The 19,382-nt window shown below is 72.9% G+C and carries 16 protein-coding genes; 5 read left to right on the top strand and 11 right to left on the bottom strand.

Features of this window, described 5'->3' with window-relative positions:
* The first annotated feature begins 8 nt into the window (after nucleotides 1-8).
* Complete coding sequence (locus tag M8C11_RS06105; protein ID WP_252448718.1) at nucleotides 9-980, top strand: DUF4432 family protein; 972 nt, start codon at nucleotides 9-11, stop codon at nucleotides 978-980.
* A 32-nt stretch (nucleotides 981-1,012) separates the two neighbouring features.
* Here M8C11_RS06105 and M8C11_RS06100 read toward each other — a convergent pair whose 3' ends face one another.
* Complete coding sequence (locus tag M8C11_RS06100; RefSeq protein ID WP_252448717.1) at nucleotides 1,013-2,062, bottom strand: LacI family DNA-binding transcriptional regulator; 1,050 nt, start codon at nucleotides 2,060-2,062, stop codon at nucleotides 1,013-1,015.
* Between the two features lie 400 nt (nucleotides 2,063-2,462).
* Between M8C11_RS06100 and M8C11_RS06095 the strand changes: the two genes are divergently transcribed.
* A complete protein-coding gene (locus M8C11_RS06095; protein WP_252448716.1) occupies nucleotides 2,463-3,722 on the top strand; it encodes an MFS transporter in 1,260 nt (419 codons plus the stop codon).
* 50 nt (nucleotides 3,723-3,772) lie between these two features.
* Here the strand turns inward: M8C11_RS06095 and M8C11_RS06090 are convergent, their stop codons facing one another.
* Genes M8C11_RS06090 through M8C11_RS06060 form a run of 7 tightly spaced genes read right to left on the bottom strand, consistent with a single transcriptional unit; the run spans nucleotide 3,773 to nucleotide 12,516 of the window.
* Nucleotides 3,773-5,029, bottom strand: coding sequence for a HAMP domain-containing sensor histidine kinase (locus M8C11_RS06090; protein WP_252448715.1), 1,257 nt, complete (start codon nucleotides 5,027-5,029; stop codon nucleotides 3,773-3,775).
* A 23-nt stretch (nucleotides 5,030-5,052) separates the two neighbouring features.
* Nucleotides 5,053-5,724, bottom strand: coding sequence for a response regulator transcription factor (locus M8C11_RS06085; RefSeq protein ID WP_120570405.1), 672 nt, complete (start codon nucleotides 5,722-5,724; stop codon nucleotides 5,053-5,055).
* Between the two features lie 52 nt (nucleotides 5,725-5,776).
* On the bottom strand, nucleotides 5,777-7,045 hold the full coding sequence (locus tag M8C11_RS06080) for a cation:proton antiporter (protein ID WP_252448714.1): 1,269 nt from the start codon (nucleotides 7,043-7,045) through the stop codon (nucleotides 5,777-5,779).
* Nucleotides 7,042-8,376 carry a cytochrome P450 gene (locus M8C11_RS06075; RefSeq protein ID WP_252448713.1) on the bottom strand — a complete coding sequence of 445 codons (1,335 nt, stop codon included), beginning with the start codon at nucleotides 8,374-8,376 and terminating at the stop codon, nucleotides 7,042-7,044. Before M8C11_RS06075 ends, M8C11_RS06080 begins: the two co-directional genes overlap by 4 nt.
* Nucleotides 8,373-9,449, bottom strand: coding sequence for an alpha-hydroxy acid oxidase (locus tag M8C11_RS06070; RefSeq protein ID WP_252448712.1), 1,077 nt, complete (start codon nucleotides 9,447-9,449; stop codon nucleotides 8,373-8,375). Before M8C11_RS06070 ends, M8C11_RS06075 begins: the two co-directional genes overlap by 4 nt.
* Before the next feature lies 1 nt (nucleotide 9,450).
* A complete protein-coding gene (locus M8C11_RS06065; RefSeq protein WP_252448711.1) occupies nucleotides 9,451-11,016 on the bottom strand; it encodes an NAD(P)-binding domain-containing protein in 1,566 nt (521 codons plus the stop codon).
* Nucleotides 11,017-11,028: 12 nt separating this feature from the next.
* On the bottom strand, nucleotides 11,029-12,516 hold the full coding sequence (locus M8C11_RS06060; protein WP_252448710.1) for an aromatic amino acid ammonia-lyase: 1,488 nt from the start codon (nucleotides 12,514-12,516) through the stop codon (nucleotides 11,029-11,031).
* 63 nt (nucleotides 12,517-12,579) lie between these two features.
* Between M8C11_RS06060 and M8C11_RS06055 the strand changes: the two genes are divergently transcribed.
* From M8C11_RS06055 to M8C11_RS06045, 3 genes are all read left to right on the top strand, one after another.
* Nucleotides 12,580-14,124 (top strand): NAD(P)-binding domain-containing protein, encoded by a 1,545-nt coding sequence (locus M8C11_RS06055; RefSeq protein WP_252448709.1) that lies wholly within the window; start codon nucleotides 12,580-12,582, stop codon nucleotides 14,122-14,124.
* Nucleotides 14,114-15,547, top strand: a complete 1,434-nt coding sequence (locus M8C11_RS06050; RefSeq protein WP_252448708.1) for a class I adenylate-forming enzyme family protein — start codon at nucleotides 14,114-14,116, stop codon at nucleotides 15,545-15,547. The genes M8C11_RS06055 and M8C11_RS06050 overlap by 11 nt, the downstream gene beginning before the upstream one ends.
* Before the next feature lie 255 nt (nucleotides 15,548-15,802).
* Complete coding sequence (locus M8C11_RS06045; protein ID WP_252448707.1) at nucleotides 15,803-17,371, top strand: CopD family protein; 1,569 nt, start codon at nucleotides 15,803-15,805, stop codon at nucleotides 17,369-17,371.
* A gap of 33 nt (nucleotides 17,372-17,404) precedes the next feature.
* Here M8C11_RS06045 and M8C11_RS06040 read toward each other — a convergent pair whose 3' ends face one another.
* From M8C11_RS06040 to M8C11_RS06030, 3 genes are all read right to left on the bottom strand, one after another.
* Nucleotides 17,405-18,328 (bottom strand): M56 family metallopeptidase, encoded by a 924-nt coding sequence (locus tag M8C11_RS06040; protein WP_252448706.1) that lies wholly within the window; start codon nucleotides 18,326-18,328, stop codon nucleotides 17,405-17,407.
* Entirely contained in the window at nucleotides 18,325-18,687 is a 363-nt protein-coding gene (locus M8C11_RS06035) for a BlaI/MecI/CopY family transcriptional regulator (RefSeq protein WP_252448705.1), read from the bottom strand. Before M8C11_RS06035 ends, M8C11_RS06040 begins: the two co-directional genes overlap by 4 nt.
* Nucleotides 18,688-18,780: 93 nt before the next feature.
* Nucleotides 18,781-19,374 carry a DUF305 domain-containing protein gene (locus M8C11_RS06030; RefSeq protein WP_252449003.1) on the bottom strand — a complete coding sequence of 198 codons (594 nt, stop codon included), beginning with the start codon at nucleotides 19,372-19,374 and terminating at the stop codon, nucleotides 18,781-18,783.
* Nucleotides 19,375-19,382: the final 8 nt, after the last annotated feature.

Below are 19,382 nucleotides of genomic sequence, written 5' to 3'. Positions count from 1 at the left end.
TCGCATCGGTGAGTGAACTCTTCGAACACGGCCTCGTCTCGGACCCGGACGCGGTGGTGGAGATCCGCGAGTCGATCGGCGACCCGCACTCCGGCCCCGGTGGGCGTTCGTACCGGGTCTGTCTCGCCGGTGGCCTCGCCTTCGAGGTGCTCTTGGAGCGCGGCCTCGACATCGGTGCCCTGTGGTGCCGCGGCCTCCCGGTCGCCTGGCGTTCCCCCCTGCGGGCCGCCGGACCGGACACCGCAGCCGCAGGTGGCTGGGTGGGCCGGTTCACCGGGGGCATGCTGGCCACCTGCGGGCTGGACAACATCGGCCGCGCCCGTGAGACGTACGGCCAGCACGGCACGCATCACCAGACCCGGGCGGTCGACGTGGTCGTACGCCGGACGACCGCACCGGCCGGGGTGGTCATCAGCGGGACGGTGCCGTCGGCCTCGGTCTTCGGGCGGCAGCTACTGCTCCATCGGGAGATCTCGTCCACCGCCGGCCGGGCCGCCGTCACGGTGCGCGACACGATCGTGAACGAGGGCATCACCGCCGAGCCGGTCAGCCTCCTCTACCACCTGAACTTCGGCGCCCCGTTCCTCACGCCCGGAGTACGCGTGCGCGCGCCCGCCGAACGCCACATCCCCCGCGACGACGACTCGGACTGGCAGGTCTTTCCGCAACCGCTCGACGCCGTCGGAGAGGTGGTCTGGGAGCACGCCGGCTTCGACGGTCAGTCCGCCGGCGTCGTCGTGCACTCCCCTGCCGTCGGCATGTACGCGGAGGTGATCTGGGACGTCGCCGCCCTGCCGCGGTGTTTTCAATGGATCTATCCCGCGCGGCGCGGCTGGGCGCTCGCCGTCGAGCCGGCGAACGCGCCGCTCTTCGGCCCGGACCGTGAGCTGCCGCATGCCGGCGCACCCGTGCTGGCACCCGGTGGGCGGATCGAGGCGGGCTTCACGCTCGCCCTCCACGACGAGAAGCCGCCCCGGTGAAAGTCGAGGTCGTGCAATGCGGGCGGGACCGCTCAGCGGGGCGGTGGTGCGGTGCTGTCCCGGACCACCAGCTCGGCCGGCAGGACGTGGTGCTGCGGCACATGCGCGACGCCGGCGCGCGCGTCGGCGATCGCCGTGGTGAGAGCGGTGGCCGCGGCCTTGCCCTTGGCTTCGACGTCCTGGTGGACCGTGGTGAGGGCGGGTCGCAGCTGGGCGGCCAGCGGATTGTCGTCGAAGCCGACGACTGACAGATCCCGGGGTACGTCGATGCCGAGGTCGACCGCCGCCCGCAGGACACCGTGCGCGGTCGCGTCGGAGAAGCACAGGACGGCGGTGGGCCGGTCCGGTCGATCCAGCAGCAGACGGGCCGCGGCCCGCGGCTCCTCGGGGTTCGCGCCCGGCTGGCGGGCCACGAGCGGAGTGATCCCCGCTTCGTCCAGCACGTCGCACCATCCGAGCAGCCGCTGCTTGGCGGCGTATCCGTCGATCGTCACGTCCGCCGGGTCGATCAGGCCGTGTGGCGGGTGCATGCCGGACATGAGCAGGCCGATTCGGCGGTGGCCCAGGTCGAGCAGGTGCCGGGCGGCGGCCCGGGCGCCGTGCCGGTCCGCCACGTTGATCGTCGTAACGGTCTCCAGTGGTTCCTGGTCGACGTACACCAGCGGCAGCCGGCGGCGGGTCAGGTAGTCGACCGCTGCCGAGGTGGGGTCGCAGGAGTAGATGAGCGCGCCGTCGATGGCGACGTCCCGGGCGGGAATGATGTCCCCGGAGTCCGCGGAGGTCAACAGCGTGAGGGCCAGCCCGGTCGGGGCCAGCCGTTCGGCGATGGCTCCGAAGAAGCTGGTGGCCACGAGGTCGGTGAACGCGAATCGCAGCGAGGACGTGAGCACGATGCCGACTGCGCCGGTGGTGCCGCGGGCGAGCGCACGGGCCGCCGGATCGGGGCCCACATAACCCAGATCGCGTGCGGCGGCCAGGATCTCCCGCCGCAGGCCGGTGGAGAGCTGGTCGGGCTTGGAGAACGCGTTGGAGACGGTCATCCGGCTGACGCCCACGCGGTCGGCGATGGTCTGGAGTGTCACCCGCCGCCCCACGTCGCCACCCCCCGGAGGAGTCCACCGGCCGGCTGGCACCGGCGATCCAAGGCTACCAGCGGCGGGAGTGGGCGGCGGAGAGCAGATCAGCGGCCTTGCGCAGCGCTCGGGCCACGCGGTGACGGCTCGGCCGCGGATGCGGCCGGCACGGCGCGCCGGGACGGGCGCTGGCCTGCTCGTGAGCCACCAGGCGGACCGAAAGGACCAGAGCGACGGGGAATTCCACGACATCCTCCAGGTGACCGCGTCGGCACTTCTCTATACCGGTACAGTAGGGCACACTGTACCGGTATAGGAACCCCCGTGACGGAGAAGAGCCGGCGCTTCGACCCCGCCCGCCGCCTTCGGGCCGGAACCCCCGCGAGTCCGCTGGACAGAAGGAGCCGCCATGAGTGACGCCCCCGCCCTCGGCACCGACCAGATCGCCCGGCTCCGCCTTGCGACCACCATGTTCTTCGGCATCGGCGGATTCCTGTTCGCGGGCTGGACAGTCCGGATTCCCGCCATCAAGGAACAGGTGCACGCGTCGGCCGGTGAACTGGGGCTTGCGCTGCTCGGCATCTCCGGCGCCGCGGTCCTCACCATGATGGTGACCGGGCGGTTGTGCCGGCGGTGGGGCAGCCGGCAGGTGACGATCGCCGCCGCCGCGTTGCTCTGCCTGGCCGTGGTGCCGCCCACCCTGACCCGGTCGCCGCTCGCCCTCGGCCTCACCCTGGTTCTCTTCGGAATCGGCTACGGCGCCATCGACGTCGCGGTCAACAGCGTCGCGGTCGACCTCATAGCCGTGGTGAAGCGGCCGATCATGTCCGGCCTGCATGCGGCGAACAGCATCGGCAGCCTGACCGGCGCCGGTCTGGGAGCGGTACTGGCGCTGTGGCTCAACCCGCTCACCCACATGCTGGTGGCCCTGCCGCTCGGCCTCGCGGCGACGTTCTGGTCGGCAGGGCTGCTGATGTCGGCGTCGTTGCCCACGGCCCGGCAGCCGGAGGTGTCGGCCGTCGCCGGCAACGGCCGCGGGCGTGACCTCAGGTTCGTCGTGGTGATCGCCTCCGCGGCGGCACTCTGTGCGGCGTACAGCCAGGGCGCCCTGGACAACTGGGTTCCCCTGCACATCGAGACCGACCTCGACGGAAACTCAGCGGTCGCGGCCGCCGGATACGCCACAGTGGCCGGAACCCTCACCATCGGACGGATGGCCGGAGTACGTCTGATCGAGCGCTTCGGTCACTCCCTGGTCGTCGTCGGCGGCGGAGTCGCGGCGGCCGTCGGCGCACTGGTGATGGCGTTGTCCCCGGTGCTGTGGCTGGTCTTCGCCGGCCTGGTCGTCACCGGACTGGGGCTGTCCAACATCTTTCCGTCGGCCCTGGCGCTGGCCGGGGCGAAGGGAGGCCCGGACGGCATCGCCCTGGCGTCCACCCTCGGCTACGCCGGCATTCTGATGGCGCCCCCGACGATCGGCTTCCTGGCCGACGGCTTCGGGCTGCCGCGCGCGCTCACCCTCATCGCGGCCACTCTGCTGACGGCGGGGGCGCTGAGCTTCGTGGTCCGCCACCACATCGACGGCGCGGGTCGGGCCGACGACGCCAGGCGGGACGACGGCACCGGGCGGACCGACGACCGGCCCGTCGCCGGTCCGGCGGTGCGCTGACCAGGGCCGCCGGGCCCGGTTTCACCGACGACAGCGGCAACGTCCCACGTTCACGTACCGGCGCCGAGCTGCCACATCCGAAGGTTCCTGATCCGCGAGGCCCGGCCCGTGGTGCCCGGCGATCGCGTCCGGGGAAGGCGCACCGTGAAGCGGGCTCCCCGGCCCGTCCGGCCCTCCGCCTCGATCGTGCCGTGGTGACTCGTCACGACCTCCTGGAGCAGGGCCAGTCCCAGGCCGAAGCGGCGCTCTCCGGCGCCCGCGCCCCGGTGGAACCGGTCGAAGATCCGCCGGGCGTCCGCCTGGTCGAAACCCCTCCCGGTGTCGGCGATCACGATCTCGGCGACGTTGTCGACGGCCCGGAGCGTCACGTCGATCCGGCCACCCGCGGGCGTGTGGGCCAGTGCGTTCGCGAGCAGTTCGCCGACGACCCGGCGCAGGGCCGACTCGACACCCGGCACCGGCAGCGGTGCGGCGGGGGTGTCCAGGGTGAGGGTGACCTGGCGCTCGGCGGCACGTTCGGCCTCGGCGGCGAGCGTCGCGCCGATCAGCGAGGTGAGGTCGACCGGCGGGTCCGGTTCCCGGTCGGCGGGAGCGGCGGCGAGACGGGCCGAGAGCAGCAGGTCGTCGACGATCTCGCCGAGCCGGCGGGTGGTGCCGATCAGCCGTTCCAGGTCCTCCAGGTTCGTGGCGGCGCCGTCGTGGCGCGCCCGCCGCGCGATCAGCTGGGCCCGGGTGTGCACCTGGGCGATCGGGGTCCGCAGTTCGTGGCTGGCGTCCGCGACGAACCGGCGCTGCCGGGTCAGGGCCTCCGCGAGTGGTGCGACGGCTCGACGGCCGACGACCATGCCGGTCAGCACGGCGGCGAGCAGCCCGACCACCGCCGCGAGGCTGAACGCGAGCAGGAGGTGCCGGCGGTCGGACAGCTGGAAACGGGCGTCGAACACCGCCTGGACCACACCGTCGCCGCGGGGCTCGGTGCGGACGTGGTAGGTCGTGCCGTCACGCGTGACAGTGGTGATCTCGGTGGCCCCGGTGGCCGCCACCGTGGCCAGCGCGTCGTGCAACGGGAAGCCCGGTGGTGGCGGGTTCGCGCCGGTGTGCACCGTGGTGCCCTCGTACTCGAAGATCCAGCTGCAGGCGGGCGGGCCGGCGATGGTGCCGTGTGCGGTGCCCCATGCCAGCTCACGCTGGATCTGCGCGTTCTGGCCGCGGACCAGGACCGTGTAGGAGATGCCGCCCGCCAGCAACAGCAGGGCGCCGATGGTGAGGCCGACGAACAGGCCGATCCGGAGTCGGGTCCGCCGCACGATCGTCTGCTCGGCCGCCTCCATCAGAGCGTGCCGAGGCGGTAGCCGAGGCCGTGCACGGTGCGTACCGCCGCGCGGCCGAGTTTGCGCCGCAGGTAGTAGACGTAGGTGTCGACTATCGACGCCGCCGCGGCCTCCTCGAAGACCTTGCGGCGCAGCACCGCGCGGGGATGCACCGTGTTCGGCCGGGCCGCCAGCACACGCAGCAGCTCGAACTCACGGGTGGACAGGGCCACCCGGGTGCCGTCGGGCAGCACAGCTTCGCGTGGCCCGAGGTCGAGCACCCCGGCACCGATGCGCAGCACGTCGGTCGGCTCGGGCGTACGCCGGCACAGCGCCCGCACCCGCGCGCTCAGTTCGTCGAGGTCGAAGGGCTTGACCAGGTAGTCGTCGGCGCCCGCGTCCAGCCCGGCGATCCGGTCGTCGACGGTGCCGAGCGCGGTGAGCATCAGGGTCCGGGACGGGACCGCCCGGGCGCGCAGCCGGGCGACCAGGTCGAGGCCGTCGAGCGCCGGCAGCATCCGGTCGATGACCATCACGTCGTACGAGCGGGTCAGCCCGAGATGCAGCCCGCGCTGGCCGTCGAAGGCCCGGTCGACCAGGTAGCCTTCGTGACCCAGCGTCTCGGTGAGCATCTCGGTCAGATCCGCGTCGTCCTCGACCAGCAGCAGCCGGTTCGATCTTCCGCCCCGCATGTGTTAACGATCTCATAGATGCTAGTCGATGCAACCATCGGTATTTGCATCTTCAACTATCTGAAACCGCCAGCGCGGGCGTGCGGACGTCGTCGGGCCGTTGCGCCTCCCGGCGCTCGATCCAGCTCAGCGCCGGCGTCGTCATCAGCGTGGTGACCAGCGCGACCAGCACCAGCACGGTGAACAGGGACGGGTTGACGATGCCCGCCTCCAACCCGACGTTCAGCGCGATGAGCTGCATCAGGCCGCGGGCGTTCATCAGCGCGCCGACCCGCAGCGCCACACCGGACGGCTCACCTCGGAGCCTCGCCGCCGCCCAGCAGGCACCGAACTTGCCGGCGATCGCCACCGCCACGCAGGCCAGCGCGAACAGCAGCACCGGCAGCGAACCGAGCAGCCCGAACTCCGTGCGCAGCCCCGAGTAGGTGAAGAACAACGGCAGGAAGAGCGTCGCGGCGACCGGGGTGAGCGTGTCCACGACCCGGTCGGTGTTGTCGGTGCGGGGCATCACCACGCCGACCGCGAACGCGCCGAAGACCGCGTACAGCCCGATCTCGTCGGTGTACCAGGCGACCAGGAACAGCAGGGCGACGGTGCCGAGCAGCCGGGCGCGGTCGCCCAGGGCGCGGTGGGTCATCAACGTGGAGGTGACCGCGCGGCCGCCGAGCCAGAGCAGCAGTCCGAACAGGACCGCTCCACCGGCGGTGACGATCGCGGGGCCGGCCTCGCCGGAGGCGAACGCCAGGACGGCCGCCAGCATGATCCAGGCGGCCATGTCGTCGATCGCGCCGCTGGCCAGGGAGAGCGTGCCGTGCCGGGTACCGGCGTGCCCGTGCTCGGTGATGATCCGGGCCAGCATCGGGAACGCGGTGATGGCCAGCGCGACGCCGACGAACGCGGCCGAGACCCCGAGTGACGTCCCGTCGGCCCGGATCGGCACGGCGCCCGCCGTCACCAGCACCAGCAGCACCCCCAGCACGAGCGGCGCGGTGACCCCGGCCAGTGAGATCACGCCGGCGGTGCCGGCCAGCCCGGTGACCCGGTGGGCGCTGAACGCGTACCCGGCCTGGAACATGAACAGCACCAGGCCCACCTGACCCACCACGTAGAGGACCGGCAGCAGCGGGGCCGGGAACAGGGCGTTCTGCACGTCCGGCAGGAGGAGCCCGAGCAGCGACGGGCCGAGCAGCACGCCGGCGAGCATCTCGCTGACCACGGCGGGCTGGCCCGCCTTGCCGAGCAGCCAGGCGACCCCCTTGCAGAAGATCAGGATCACCGTGACCGCGATGAAGAACCGCGGCGCCAGCTCCGTTGGTGTCATCGGACCGCCCTCTCGAAGTAGTCGGTGCACAACCGCTGCCGGCGGGCGTCGAGCACCATCCAGGTGCCGAACACCAGTTGCCGGACGCTGCGGCCCACGTCGGCCCACCGGTCCCGCGACCGCATCGCGGCCAGCCGCAGCCGCCCCGGACCGGTGCACCCGGCCGGAGTCAGATACGCCGGACCGCGGCTGGGCAGCGAGCGGGTGTGCGAGGCCGAAGAGGTCAGGACGTACCGGCGCAGCACCTCGCGGGTCGCGGCGCGCAGCATCACCGGCGCGACGCCGCGGGCCGGGCAGGCCCGGTTCGCGGTGACCCCGTACGGGATGAAGTGCGCGTCGCCGCGCCTGAGCGTCAGCCACCGGTCCGGGTCGAACCGGTCGTCCCCGGCGGCTCCGCCGCGGTGGAACGCCAGATAGTTGAAGAGCAGTACGGTCCCGGCGGGCAGGGACACGCCGGTGGGCAGCGTGATCGGCGCCGACGTGATCCGGTGCGCCACGCCGAAGAGCGGATGCACCCGCAGCGTCTCGTCGATCACCCGGTCCAGCGCCTCGTCGTCGTCGAGTCCTCGCTGGAGATCGGGATGTGTGGCGAGGGCGAGCAGCACGTGCGCCATCGCCTCGGACATCTGCACCACGGCGGTGTTGAAGAAGGCGCCCTGGAGATACCAGGCCGTCTCCTGCGCGGTGAACGGCGGCGGCAGCGTCACCGGGCAGGTACCCGCCTCGATCCGGTCGCGCAGATAGGCGGTCAGCCGGTCGCGCCGCCGCATGTGCCGCAGGCCGGTGCACTTGAGCCCGTTGACCACGTCGTCGGCGTTGGCGACGATCAACGCCCGCGCGTCAGGGGGACACACCTCACCGAAGACGAGTTCGTAGTAGACGTCGGCCCAGACCGGCATCATCAGGTCGCGCAGCCGTACGTGGCTGGTCCGGCCGGCCGGCAACCGGTCGAGCACCCGCCGGGTGGCGGCGGTCGCGAGGTCGTCGCAGCCCTGGCGGCGTACCGCGAGCACCCGCCGGGTCGTGGCGGCCACGGTCCGGTAGCGCTCCCCCGGCTCCAGATGTTCCTGGTGCATGTGCGGCCCGGGCGCCAGCCAGTACCAGAACAGGTCCGACAACCCGGCTCCCCGGCTGCGCCCGTCCGCCGCCGGATCGGCGTACACCCGCTCGAAGTGCTCCATGCCGACGGTGGGGCCCGGCACCGGTACGCCCTCGACGCCGTTGACCTTGACGAACACCCACTCCCGCAGCCGGACCACGGTCCGGGGCAGCCAGTACGGGACGGTCCACGCGATCCCCGCCAGGACCGGCAGTGCGATCAGGACGTTCATCCGCATGCCACCGTGGCGACCAGGTCACCGCGCAGGTCGGCCGGACCGGTGACGCCGGCCAGCGCCAGCGCCCGGTCGAGGTCGGCGTGCAGCAGGCCGAGCACGTGGCGCACCCCGGCGGCGCCGCCCACCGCGAGCCCCCACAGCACCGGGCGGCCGACCAGCACCGCGCTCGCGCCGAGCGCCAGCGCCACCAGGACGTCGGTTCCCCGGCGAACGCCGCCGTCGAGCAGCACCGGCAGCCGCCCGCCGACCGCCTCGACGACGGCCGGCAACGCGTCCAGGGTGGCGAGCGCCCCGTCGAGCTGCCGGCCGCCGTGGTTGGAGACCAGCAGACCGTCGAGACCGTACGAGACGGCCAGCGCCGCGTCAGCGGGATGCAGCACCCCCTTCAGCAGGATCGGCAGCGTGGTGACCTCGCGCAGCCAGGCGATCCGGGCCCAGTCCAGCCCGGCGTCCATCCCGATGTCGCGCACCCGGCCGCTCGCGTCGCGCATGTTCTCGCAGGCCATCCCCGGCGGCAGGTCGGCGAAGCCGTGCCGCAGATCGCGTTCCCGCCGGCCGAACACGGGTGAGTCGACGGTGACGACCAGGGCGGTGCAGCCGGCCGCCTCCGCCCGCCGCACCACCGACGCGGTGAAGTCGAGATCCGCCTGCGGGTAGAGCTGGAACCACAGCGGCCCGCCGGCGGCGGCGATCTGCTCGACCGGCCGGGTGGCCGCCATGCTGACCACCATGATCGTGCCCGCCTCGGCGGCGGCGCGCGCGGTGGCGACCTCGCCCTCGGGGTGGGCCAGCCGGTGGAACGCGGTCGGCGCGATCAGCACCGGCATCGAGATCCGCGTGCCGAGCAGCGAGGTCCCCAGGTCGCGCCGGCCCGCGCCGCGCAGGACGCGGGGCACCAGGTAGCGCCGGGCGAACGCCGCCTCGTTGGCGCGGACCGTGCGTTCCTCGCCGGCCCCACCGGTGAAGAAGTCCCAGTGCACCGGGTCCAGGCGGCCCCGCGCGTCGGCGGCCAGCTCGGCCAGGTTCAGCGCCGGGCCGTCCAGCGCGGTGCCGTCCAGCGGACGCATCTCAGCCCTCGACGCCGCTCAGGCAGCGGTCGACGAACGCGACCAGCGGCGCGACGTGGGTCTCCGGCCGATCCCACCGGTTCTCCAGGTTCTCCGCGAGGTGGTGCGTGGCGACGACCCGGCCCGCCCGGTGGTGGCGGACGACCGGATGCAGGTAGGCGGCGTCGTGGGCCTGGCCGGGGACGTCCTGGGCGACCCGGCTGACTGTGACGTCGAACGGATCCACCTGGTCGTGCTCGGGCCCGTACTCGAGCGTCACGACGAAGGCGTCGGTGTAGTCGTGGTCAGCGGTACGCAGGCCGGTGCCGGTGAAGTACTCGACCGGCACCTCGTCGTGGTAACGCGCGTCGGATCCGGCCACCGTGACCACGTCGCCGAGGAAGCCGAACTGCTGCCACAGGGCGGAGGTGCGGTTGACCCGCGCGACGACGGCGTCGGCGATCGACTCGCCGGTGGCGTCCAGCTTCTCCGCCGGCCACGGCGTGTCCCCGTACCGTCGCTCCAGGATCCGGTGCAGCGCCCGGACGGCGTACCGGAAACCGTGGATGAACCCGCTCGTCGAGCGTTTGAAGTCCCGTTCCTGGCTGATCGTGCCGGCGAAGTAGAGGCCGGGCACGTTCACCGACTCCCACTCGGGGGTTTGCGCCGGGAAGCGGTCCCGGATCGCGAGTTCCGGACGGCAGGTGTCGTCGAAGACGGACGCGTCGAAGGCGAACCCGGTGCAGGCGAGCACCCGGTCGTACCACAGCTCCTTGACCACCTCGTCGGCGCGGGAGAACGAGAACGTCACCTTGTAACCGGCACCGTCGCGCTCGATCCGCCTGACGTCGCCGTCGAGGATCGCGTTCGCCGACTTGAGCTGGTACGTGTCCAGGAAGTTGTTGTTCACCGCGCGCAGGTGCCCCACGTAGTGCGTGCGCCAGGCCATCCGCACCGAACTCGGCCCGGCGAGGTGGATCAGCGTGGTGGTCTCCATGAGGTTGTCCGCGGTCTCGAACGCGGAGTTCCCCTTGCCGATGATCAGCACCTTCTGGTCCAGGTAGTCGCGCGGGTCGACGGACATCTCCGCGTACTGTTCGGCGAGTTCCAGCCCGGGGATCTCCGGCCGGTACGGCTGGGAGACGCCGGTGGCGACGACCAGCCGGCGCGCCCGGAAGACCTCCTCCCCCGCCCGGACCTCGAACACCCCGTCGACCTTGCCGATCGACGTCACCCGGCAGCCGTACCGGACCCGCACCCCCGTCTTCGCGGCGAAGTCCGCCAGGTAGCGGAGCATCACGTCGGCGTCGGGGAAGTACCGTTCCGTGTAGCCGGTGAACCGCAGTGCCGGGTCGTCGCTGAGCAGTGAGTTCCAGTCCAGCCGCAGGTTCAGCTCCGGGTCGTCCGAGCCGGTGTGCGGCTTGTTGATGGAGATCAGTTGCCGGTGGCGGGGAAAGGTGGCGAAGAACGCCCCCGGGATGTCCGCCTGTTCCAGGACCAGGTAGTCGCGCTTGCCGTCGGCCTCCAGCAGAGCCGCGAGTTGCAGGCCCGCCGGCCCGGCCCCGACGATCAGGTAGTCAAGCGTCATGTGCGCCCACTCTCAGGAGAAAGAAACGGAGAAATCCGCGATCACGTCGGCCGCGCGCCGCACGTCACCGTCCAGCGGCCGGTCCGGGTCGACCGGCGGTACGACGGCGGCCACCGCCGCGAGCGCCCCGGCGCAGCCGGACGCGGTCGGCTCACGCGCCCCGACGTACGCGGCCTGGCGCAGCCCCAGCGCGAGCGACCCGACGACGAGGTGCAGCAGCCGGGCCTGGTCCAGTGCCCGCAGCGCGGCCTGGGTGCCGAGCGGGACGACGTCCTGGTTGTGCAGGTTGGTCGGCACGCTCTGCATGCTCGCGGGCATGGTGTCCCGGCGGATCTCGGTGATCAACGCGGTCGACGCCAGCTGCACCCCCTGGAGCCCGTGCTGCCGGCCCGGCCCGGCGGCCAGCATCGGCGGCAGGCCGCCGTTGCGGTCCGGGTCGACGAGCAGGTCCAGTTGCCGTTCGGCGAGGTTGCCGACCTGCGCCGTGACCATCGACAGCACGTCGGCGGCGAACGCGGCCGGCTGCCCGAAGAAGTTGCCGCCGTGCACCACGAGGTCGTCGTCGGGAAAGAACAGCGGGTTGTCGGTGACGCTCGCGAGGTCGGCCGCGACGACGGCGTCGACGTAGCGCAGGGCGTCCTCGGCGGCGCCGAGCAGTTGCGGCGTGCACCGGATGCTGTACGGCTCCTGCAACGGACGTCGGCCGGACGCGACGAGTCCGTCGCTGACCCGGCGCATCCGCGCGCCCACGTCGACCGTGCCCGGATGGCCGTACGCGCGCAGCAGCCGGGCGTCGAGGAACTGCGTGTCGCTGCCGAGCAGATCGGCGAGCAGGCAGGTGAGCACCTGGACCGCCCGGTGCGCGGCGCGGACCGTGTCCAGCGCCAGCGCCGTCGCCGCCGTGGTCAGGGATGTGCCGTTGACCAGGGCGAGGGCGTCCCGGCCGTCCAGCGGCAGCGGTTCGAGCCCGGCCCGCTTCAGCGCCTCGGCCGCGGGCATCCGCACCCCGTCCAGGTAGGCGTGGCCGCGGCCCCGCAACGCCTGGGCGGCCGCGCCGAGCGGGATCAGGTCACCGCTGGCGCCGACCGAGCCCAGCCGGGGCATCGCGGGGACGAACGTGGTCGCGAGCATCGCCGCGAGGGCGTCGATCACGTGCGGGGACACACCCGACGCGCCGCGGGCCAGCGACGCGGCCCGCAGCAGCAGCGTCGCGCGGACCACCTCCGGATCGAGGTCCGGGCCCTGACCGGCGCCGAGGTGGGCGAGCGTGTTGTCGGCCTGGTCGCGCAGGTCGGCGCGGCCCGCGTACCCGACGAGGGCGCCGAAGCCGGTGGTGGCGCCGTACACCGCGCGGTCGTCGCCGAGCACGGTGGACAGGAACGTACGGGCGGCCGTGACCCGGTCGCGGACCTGCGGTCCGACCACGACTTTGATCGGGTCACGGGCGGCGCGGAGATCGGCGATCCGCAGTGGGACATCGAAGTCCACCTCTGTCGTCATGCGATCGCACCCTAGAGACGAATTCTCAGAACGCTCTGAGATCGGGTCGCTACGTTGCGGCGCATGACGCTCGACTATCTGATCATCGGAGCCGGACCGGCCGGGTTGCAGCTCGCTCACCTGCTCGAGCGCGACGGCCGCGACCACCTGGTCCTGGAAGCCGGCCCGGCGCCGGGCACGTTCTTCACCACCTACCCCCGGCACCGGCAACTCATCTCGATCAACAAGGTGTGGACCGGTTCCGACGACCCGGAGTTCAATCTGCGCGCGGACTGGAACTCACTGCTCACCGACGATTCGGCGCTGCTGTTCAAGAACTACAGCCGGCGCTACTTCCCGGACGCCGCGGACCTGGTGCGCTACCTCGCGGACGTCGCCCGCGGCCTGCGGGTCAGGTACGACACCCGGGTGTCCCGGGTCGCGCGCGACGGCGACCTGTTCACCGTCCACGCCGGCGACGACACCCTCACCGCCCGCCGTGTGGTCGTCGCCACCGGCGTCTCCCAGCTGTACGTGCCGCCGATCGCGGGCGCCGAACTCGCCGAACGGTACGACACGGTCAGCGTCGACCCGGACGACTTCACCGACCAGCGCGTCCTCATCATCGGCAAGGGCAACTCCGCCTTCGAGACCGCCGACGCGCTCGTCGAGACCGCCGCTGTCATCCACGTCGCCGGCCCGCACTCGGTCAAGCTGGCGTGGCAGTCGCACTACGTCGGGCACCTGCGTGCGGTGAACAACAACTTCCTCGACACGTACCAGCTCAAGTCGCAGAACGCGGTCCTCGACGGCACCGTGGAGCGGATCGCCCGGCGCGACGACGGCGGCTACCGGATCGACTTCCGGTACGCCCGCACGGTCGAGGCGATCCGGCAGATCGACTACGACCGGGTGATCCTCTGCACCGGATTCCGGTTCGACGCGAGCATCTTCGACCCGTCCGCCCGGCCCCGGCTCGTCATCAACGACCGCTTCCCCGAGCAGACCTCGGCGTACGAGTCGGTGAGCGTCCCCGGCCTGTACTTCGCCGGCACCCTCACCCAGCAGCGCGACTTCAAGCGCTCGACGAACGGGTTCATCCACGGCTTCCGGTACGGCGTGCGGGCCCTGCACCGGATCCTCGACGCCCGCCACCACGACACGCCCTGGCCGGCCACGCCACTGGAGGTCACCCCGGAGACGATCACCGACGCGATCATCGCGCGGATCAACCGCACCTCGGCGTTGTGGCAGCAGTTCGCCGTCCTCGGTGACGTCGTCGTCATCTCCGGCGACACCGCGCGGTACCACGAGGAGGTGCCGGTCGCGTACCTGCACGACGGCGGCCTGGGCCCGGAACCGTTCGCGTTCGTGGTCACGCTGGAGTACGGGCCGGACCACGACCAGGTCGACCCGTTCGACATCACGGTGCCGCGGATCGCCGAGAACGACGCCGCGCACGCGCACGACGCCAGCTACCTGCACCCGGTCGTCCGGGTCCACCGCGGCGGCCGGGTCGTCGCCGTGCACCACCTCGCGGAGAACCTGGAGAACCACTGGAACCTGCCGGACGTCCACCACCAGCCGCTCGTGCTCTTCGTCAAGGGCGTGCTCTCCGATGCCGGCTGAGGTCTGGCCGCAGCCCGTACTGGACCTGCTCGCCGCCGGCGACGACCGGCCCGTCTTCGAGGACGGCGACCGGACCGTCACCACGGCCCAGACGTACCGGATGGTCCGCCGCATCGCGGCCGGCCTCCGGGCCGCCGGCGCGGGGCCCGGCGTCGGGGTGGCCCTGCGGCTCGGCGTCACCGCGGAGGCGTTCGCGACGATCATCGCGGCGTTCGCGGTCGGCGCCCGGGTCTCCGGGATCCGCCCCGACCTGACCCCGGCCCACCGCGCCTGGCAGCTCGGCGGCAACACGCTGCTGGTCGACGACGCCCGGGTCGCCGAACTGGCACGCACCCCCGACGACGGAAGGCCGCTGGTCGCGGCCGGACGCCCGGAGGACGTCGCCCGGATCATCTGGACCAGCGGCAGCACCGGCAGTCCGAAGGGCTGCGCGCAGACGTACGCGGCGATGAGCGCGGCCTGGGCGCCGTACCCGGATCTCTGGCCGCCGGCGGTCGCGGACCTCGCCACCCGGCTCCAGCGTTACCTCGTCTTCGGTTCGCTGAGCAGCCAGGTGATGCTGGAATACGGCATCCTCACCCTGGCCGCCGGCGGCACCCTGGTCGCGGCCCGGCCCCCGGGTCTCCCGGGCATGATCGCCCGGCACCGGGCGACCGCGAGCGTGATCACCGTGGGCAAGCTGAACCAGCTCGTGCGGGACCAGCGCACCGATCCGGCCGACCTGAGCAGCCTGCGGGCCCTGCTGGTCTCCGGATCCCCGCTCCCACCGGGCCGGCTCGCCGAGGCGCTCGACGTGCTCGGCCCCGTCGTCTTCCACGGCTACGGCCAGACCGAGACCGGCATGATCACGATGGTGACGCCGGGCGAGATGCTGGCGTACCCGGCCGCGCTCGCCTCGGTCGGCCGCCCTCCCCCGGTGACCACGCTGTCCATCCGGGACGCCGACGGCCGTCCCGCCACCGAGGGAGAACTGTTCGTCCGGACGCCGGCGCAGGCCGCCGCCTACTGGAACGATCCGGTCGAGACCGCCGAGGTGTTCGTGGACGGCTGGGTCCGCACCCGCGACCTGGCCCGGCTGGACGGCGACGGCTACCTGCACCTGCTCGGCCGGATCCGGGACGTCGTCATCGTGCAGGCCAACCTGGTGTACGCCGGCCCGATCGAGCGGGTCCTCGCCGCCGACCCGACAGTCGCCGAGGCGTACGTCGTCGGCCGTCCCGACGACGTGACCGGGGAGGCGGTGCACGCGTACGTGGTGCCGGCCGCCGGTTGCGTGCCGGACGCCGAACGGCTGCGCGCGATGGTGGCGGAGGCGCTGGGCGAGGCGTCGGTCCCGCGGACGATCCAGCCGATCGACCGGGTCCCGGTGGCGCCAAGCGGGAAGCCGGACAAGCGCGCCCTGGAGCGCACGCCGGTCAGGTGAACCACCGATGGCCCAGCATCCGTGCACGGCCGTACTCGACGAGGCAGCGCAGCGTACCGTCCGCCTCCGGGATCGACGACGTGACGGGTTCCGGTCCGCATTCGGCCCGGCGACACCGGAACCGCGCCGCTCGGCCACGACGTTGATCACGCCGGCGCTCTACTACCAATAGTTAGTAGTTCCCCTAGGATGGCGACCGCATCAGGTCGGAGCGATGGGCGTCGGGTCCAGGTCTCCCCGACGAAGGGATCAGCGGTGCCAGTCCCGCGGCGTCATCGGTTGCCGGCGCGCGGCGTGGCCCGGTGGGTGCTGCTGGGGTGGCTGGCGCTGTGCCCCGCCGTGTTCGTGGTGCTCGGCTTCGCGTCGCCCGCCGCCGCGCACTTCAAGCTGCTCAAGGTCGTACCGGCGGACGGCGCGCGCGTGGACGGCGCGGTCGCGGAGATCCGGCTGACGTTCAGCGCCCCCGGCACGCCCACAGCGGCCGGCTTCAAGCTCTCCCGCGAGGGTGCTGCCGTTCCGGTGACCACTCACACCCCCGACGGGGGCCGTACGTGGCTGGTCCACCCCTCCGCGGCGTTGACCGACGGGAAGTTCACGCTGCGCTGGAGCGTGGCCGCCCCGGACGCCCATCCGCTGACCGGCGACGTCACGTTCACCGTGGTCCCGGCCGCCGCGCCGCCGGGCGCGACCGCCACGCCTCGGCCCACCGCCGGTGCGCAGGGGCACGCCGGTCACGGTGGACCGGGCGTTCCGTCGGCGTCTCCACCGCCCCACTCCGGCGCTCACGCGGTGGGTCACACCGCCGACGCCGACCAGGGTCCGGTGCGGCTGGTCGGCACGGCGGGGCGCTGGCTGTCCTACGGGGCGATCCTGCTCGGCGTGGGCGGTCTCGTCTTCGCGCTGACCACACTGGTGGGGACGCGCAGCGACATCCGGCTGGTCCAGGTCTGGGTGCGGGCCGCCGGGCTGACGGTGGCGGCCGGCGTGGTGCTCGAACTCGCGGCGCTGGCGGCGGTGTTCGGCGAGGACGGTCTCGCCTCGGCGGTCAGCGTGCAGGCGCTGACCGCGCTCGGCCGTACGCCGGTGGCCGCCGGGCTGGGTCTGCGGTTCGCCGGCGCGGCCGGGTTGCTCGTGGCCGGTTCCCTGGAGGCGGCGCTGATCCGGGGCCGGCACGCGGCCGGGCGGCACGCCGTGGCCACAGTCGCCGCGATCCCGACCGCCCCTCGCCCCCTGGTCGTGCCGCCCGCCGCTGACGCGAGCGGCGACGAGACGCAACGGATCCGCGCGCGAGCGGTCCGGCCGGTGCTCCTCGGCGTCACGGTGGCGCTGCTGGTCGGTTCGTTCCTGTTCGACGGGCACACCGTCACCGCCCGGCCACGGGCCATCGTCGTGGCGGCGGACGTCGCGCACACGGTCGCCGCGTCGGTGTGGGTCGGCGGGGTTCTGCTCCTGGCGGCGCTGCTGCTGGGGCGTGCGCGCCTCGGTGTGCCGACGGGCGCGGCCGAGATGGCGGTGCGGTTCTCCGTTCCGGCCATCGCGGCGGTGACGCTCACGGGCGTCGCCGGTGCCGCGTTGACGGTGGCGATCCTGGACCGGCCGGCTCACCTGGTGAGCACCGGTTGGGGACGGATGCTCCTGGTCAAGGTCGCGTTGGTGGCGGTCGTGGCCCTCGTCGGGCTCTACAACAGCAGGCGGGTGGTCCCCCGGCTGGACGATCCCGCCCCGGACGGCATGCGTCGCCTGCGCCGCACGGTGCTGGCGGAGGCGGTGCTGATGGTGGCCGTCCTGCTGACCACCGCGATCCTGGTGAACGCCGGCACGTAGGTCGCGCCCGCGCCGCCGGGGCGGTCCCGGGGTCTACAGGCAGAACAGGATGCCGGTGACCACGCCGGCGCCCAGAGGGGCGGCCAGGGCGGTCGAGGCGAGCACGGCGCGGGCGAGCAGGTTGCGGCGGTGCGGGCGGCGCCCCTGGAGGCGCTGGAGCCGGATGGCCACGTCGTCGCCGGCCATCGACAGTGCGGACGGCGGGTGCGGCGCGCCGGCGAAGGTCAGCAGCGCGTCGCGTACGGCGGTCGGGCCGCACTCGCGGACGGCGGCGGCGTCGGCGCGCAGTTCGACGAGCAGGCGCACGGCCGCAGGCGCCTGGCGGGTCAGGGGCAGCCACGGTACGGCGGCCGCGAGCCCTTCCACGGCGGCCACCAGGAGGTGGTGGCGTTCTCGCAGGTGTGCCCGCTCGTGGCTGAGCACCGCGGCGAGCTGGTCCGCCGGCAGGTCACCGGCGGCGCTGGCCAGGACCGTCAGCCCGCGGGATCCGCCGAGGCTGTAGGCCATCGGGGTCGGGTGGGGGATCCACAGCACCGCCGCCTCGCCGCGCTCCGACGGGCCGCCGGCCAGCGTGAGCAGGTCGGCGTGGGCGCGGTGAGCACGGTGGGCGCGCAGGGCCCGGCGGGCGCAGGTCGCCGTGAACCGGGCGAGCACGACCAGCAGGACCAGCGCTGCGGCCGCCCCGGCGATCTCGTCGACGGCGGGCGGCCGGCTGGGTTGCGCCCAGTGCCAGCAGATGCGGGCGAGGTCGTGCAGCGCCCACCGCCGGGTGCTGCCCGGGGCGAGGAGCATCACGGTGGCGAGGACGAAGGTGGCGGTCACCGCGACGATCAGGCCGAGCCAGCCGAGCAGCATCGCGACGGGGTCGGCGACGTGCCGGAAGCACAACCGCAGCACGGCGGGGCCGCAGCAGGCGACCAGCGCCGCGCCGGTGACGAGGGCGAGCGCGAGGCTCACGCCCCGGACTCCCGCTCGTCGAGGACCTGCCGCAGGATGTGCAGTTCGTGGTCGGAGGCGGACCGGGCGAAGTGCAGGAGCACCAGGTCGGGATGGGTGCTCGTCTCGACTACCCGGCGCAGTGTCCGCGCGATGATCTCCTCGCGGGTGCCGGCGGCACGGTAGCGGTAGGCCTTGCCGTCCTTCTCCCGTACGGCCCAGCCCTTGCGGTGCAGGTTGTCCAGCACGGTGAGGACTGTCGTGTACGCCAGGGCCCGGTCGGTGGTCACCGCGTCGAGGACGTCGCGTACGAGCACGGGCTCGGGGGCACGCCACAGGACGTCCATCACTGCCGACTCGAGTTTGCCCAGTTCCGCCACGTGCTCTCCCTTCGTGCCGGTCAGGGTACGTCAGGTGTCGTGGCGGTGCGGCCGGTCCCGACGCCGAGGCCGGGACCGGCCGCACCCGGCCGTCTACAGGCGGTCGAGGATCTTCCGCAGGGTCTGCACCTCGGTGGCCTGATCCGCCGCGATCCTGGCGGCGAGCGCCTTGGCCTCGGGGTTGCGGCCGTCGGCCTGCTCGGTCTTGGCCATGTCGATGGCGCCGTCGTGGTGGGCGATCATCATCTCGGCGAACATCTTGTCGAAGGCTGCGCCGTTCGCGGCCGCGAGATCCTTCATCTGCTGCTCGGACATCATGCCGGGCATCCCCGAGGTCATCCCCGGCATGTCGTGCCCGGGCGTGGCGCTCATCTCGGGCATGCTGTGGTCGCCGGGCAGGTCGGTGGGCTTGCCCCAGGCCGTGAGCCACCCCTTCATGGTGGTGATCTCCGGATCCTGCGCCGCCTTGATCCTGGCGGCCAGATCCTTCAGTTCGGTGTCGCTCGCGCGCGTCGGGGCCAGGTCGGCCATCGTGACCGCCTGCTGGTGGTGCGGGATCATCATCTGGGCGAACATCACGTCCGCGTCGTTGAAGGTGGCGCCGGCCGAGGGCGAGGCGCCCGCCGCTGAACTGCTGCCGGTGCCGTGCGTCATGCCGCCGGTGTCGTGGCCCCCCCCCGCGGCCACCGCGACCA

Origin of the sequence: Micromonospora sp. CPM1 (genome assembly GCF_023896895.1) — a bacterium.
Classification (GTDB): Bacteria; Actinomycetota; Actinomycetes; order Mycobacteriales; family Micromonosporaceae; genus Micromonospora; species Micromonospora tulbaghiae.
Note: the sequence above shows the minus strand (reverse complement) of the source record. Positions and strands in the feature narration are given on the sequence as shown.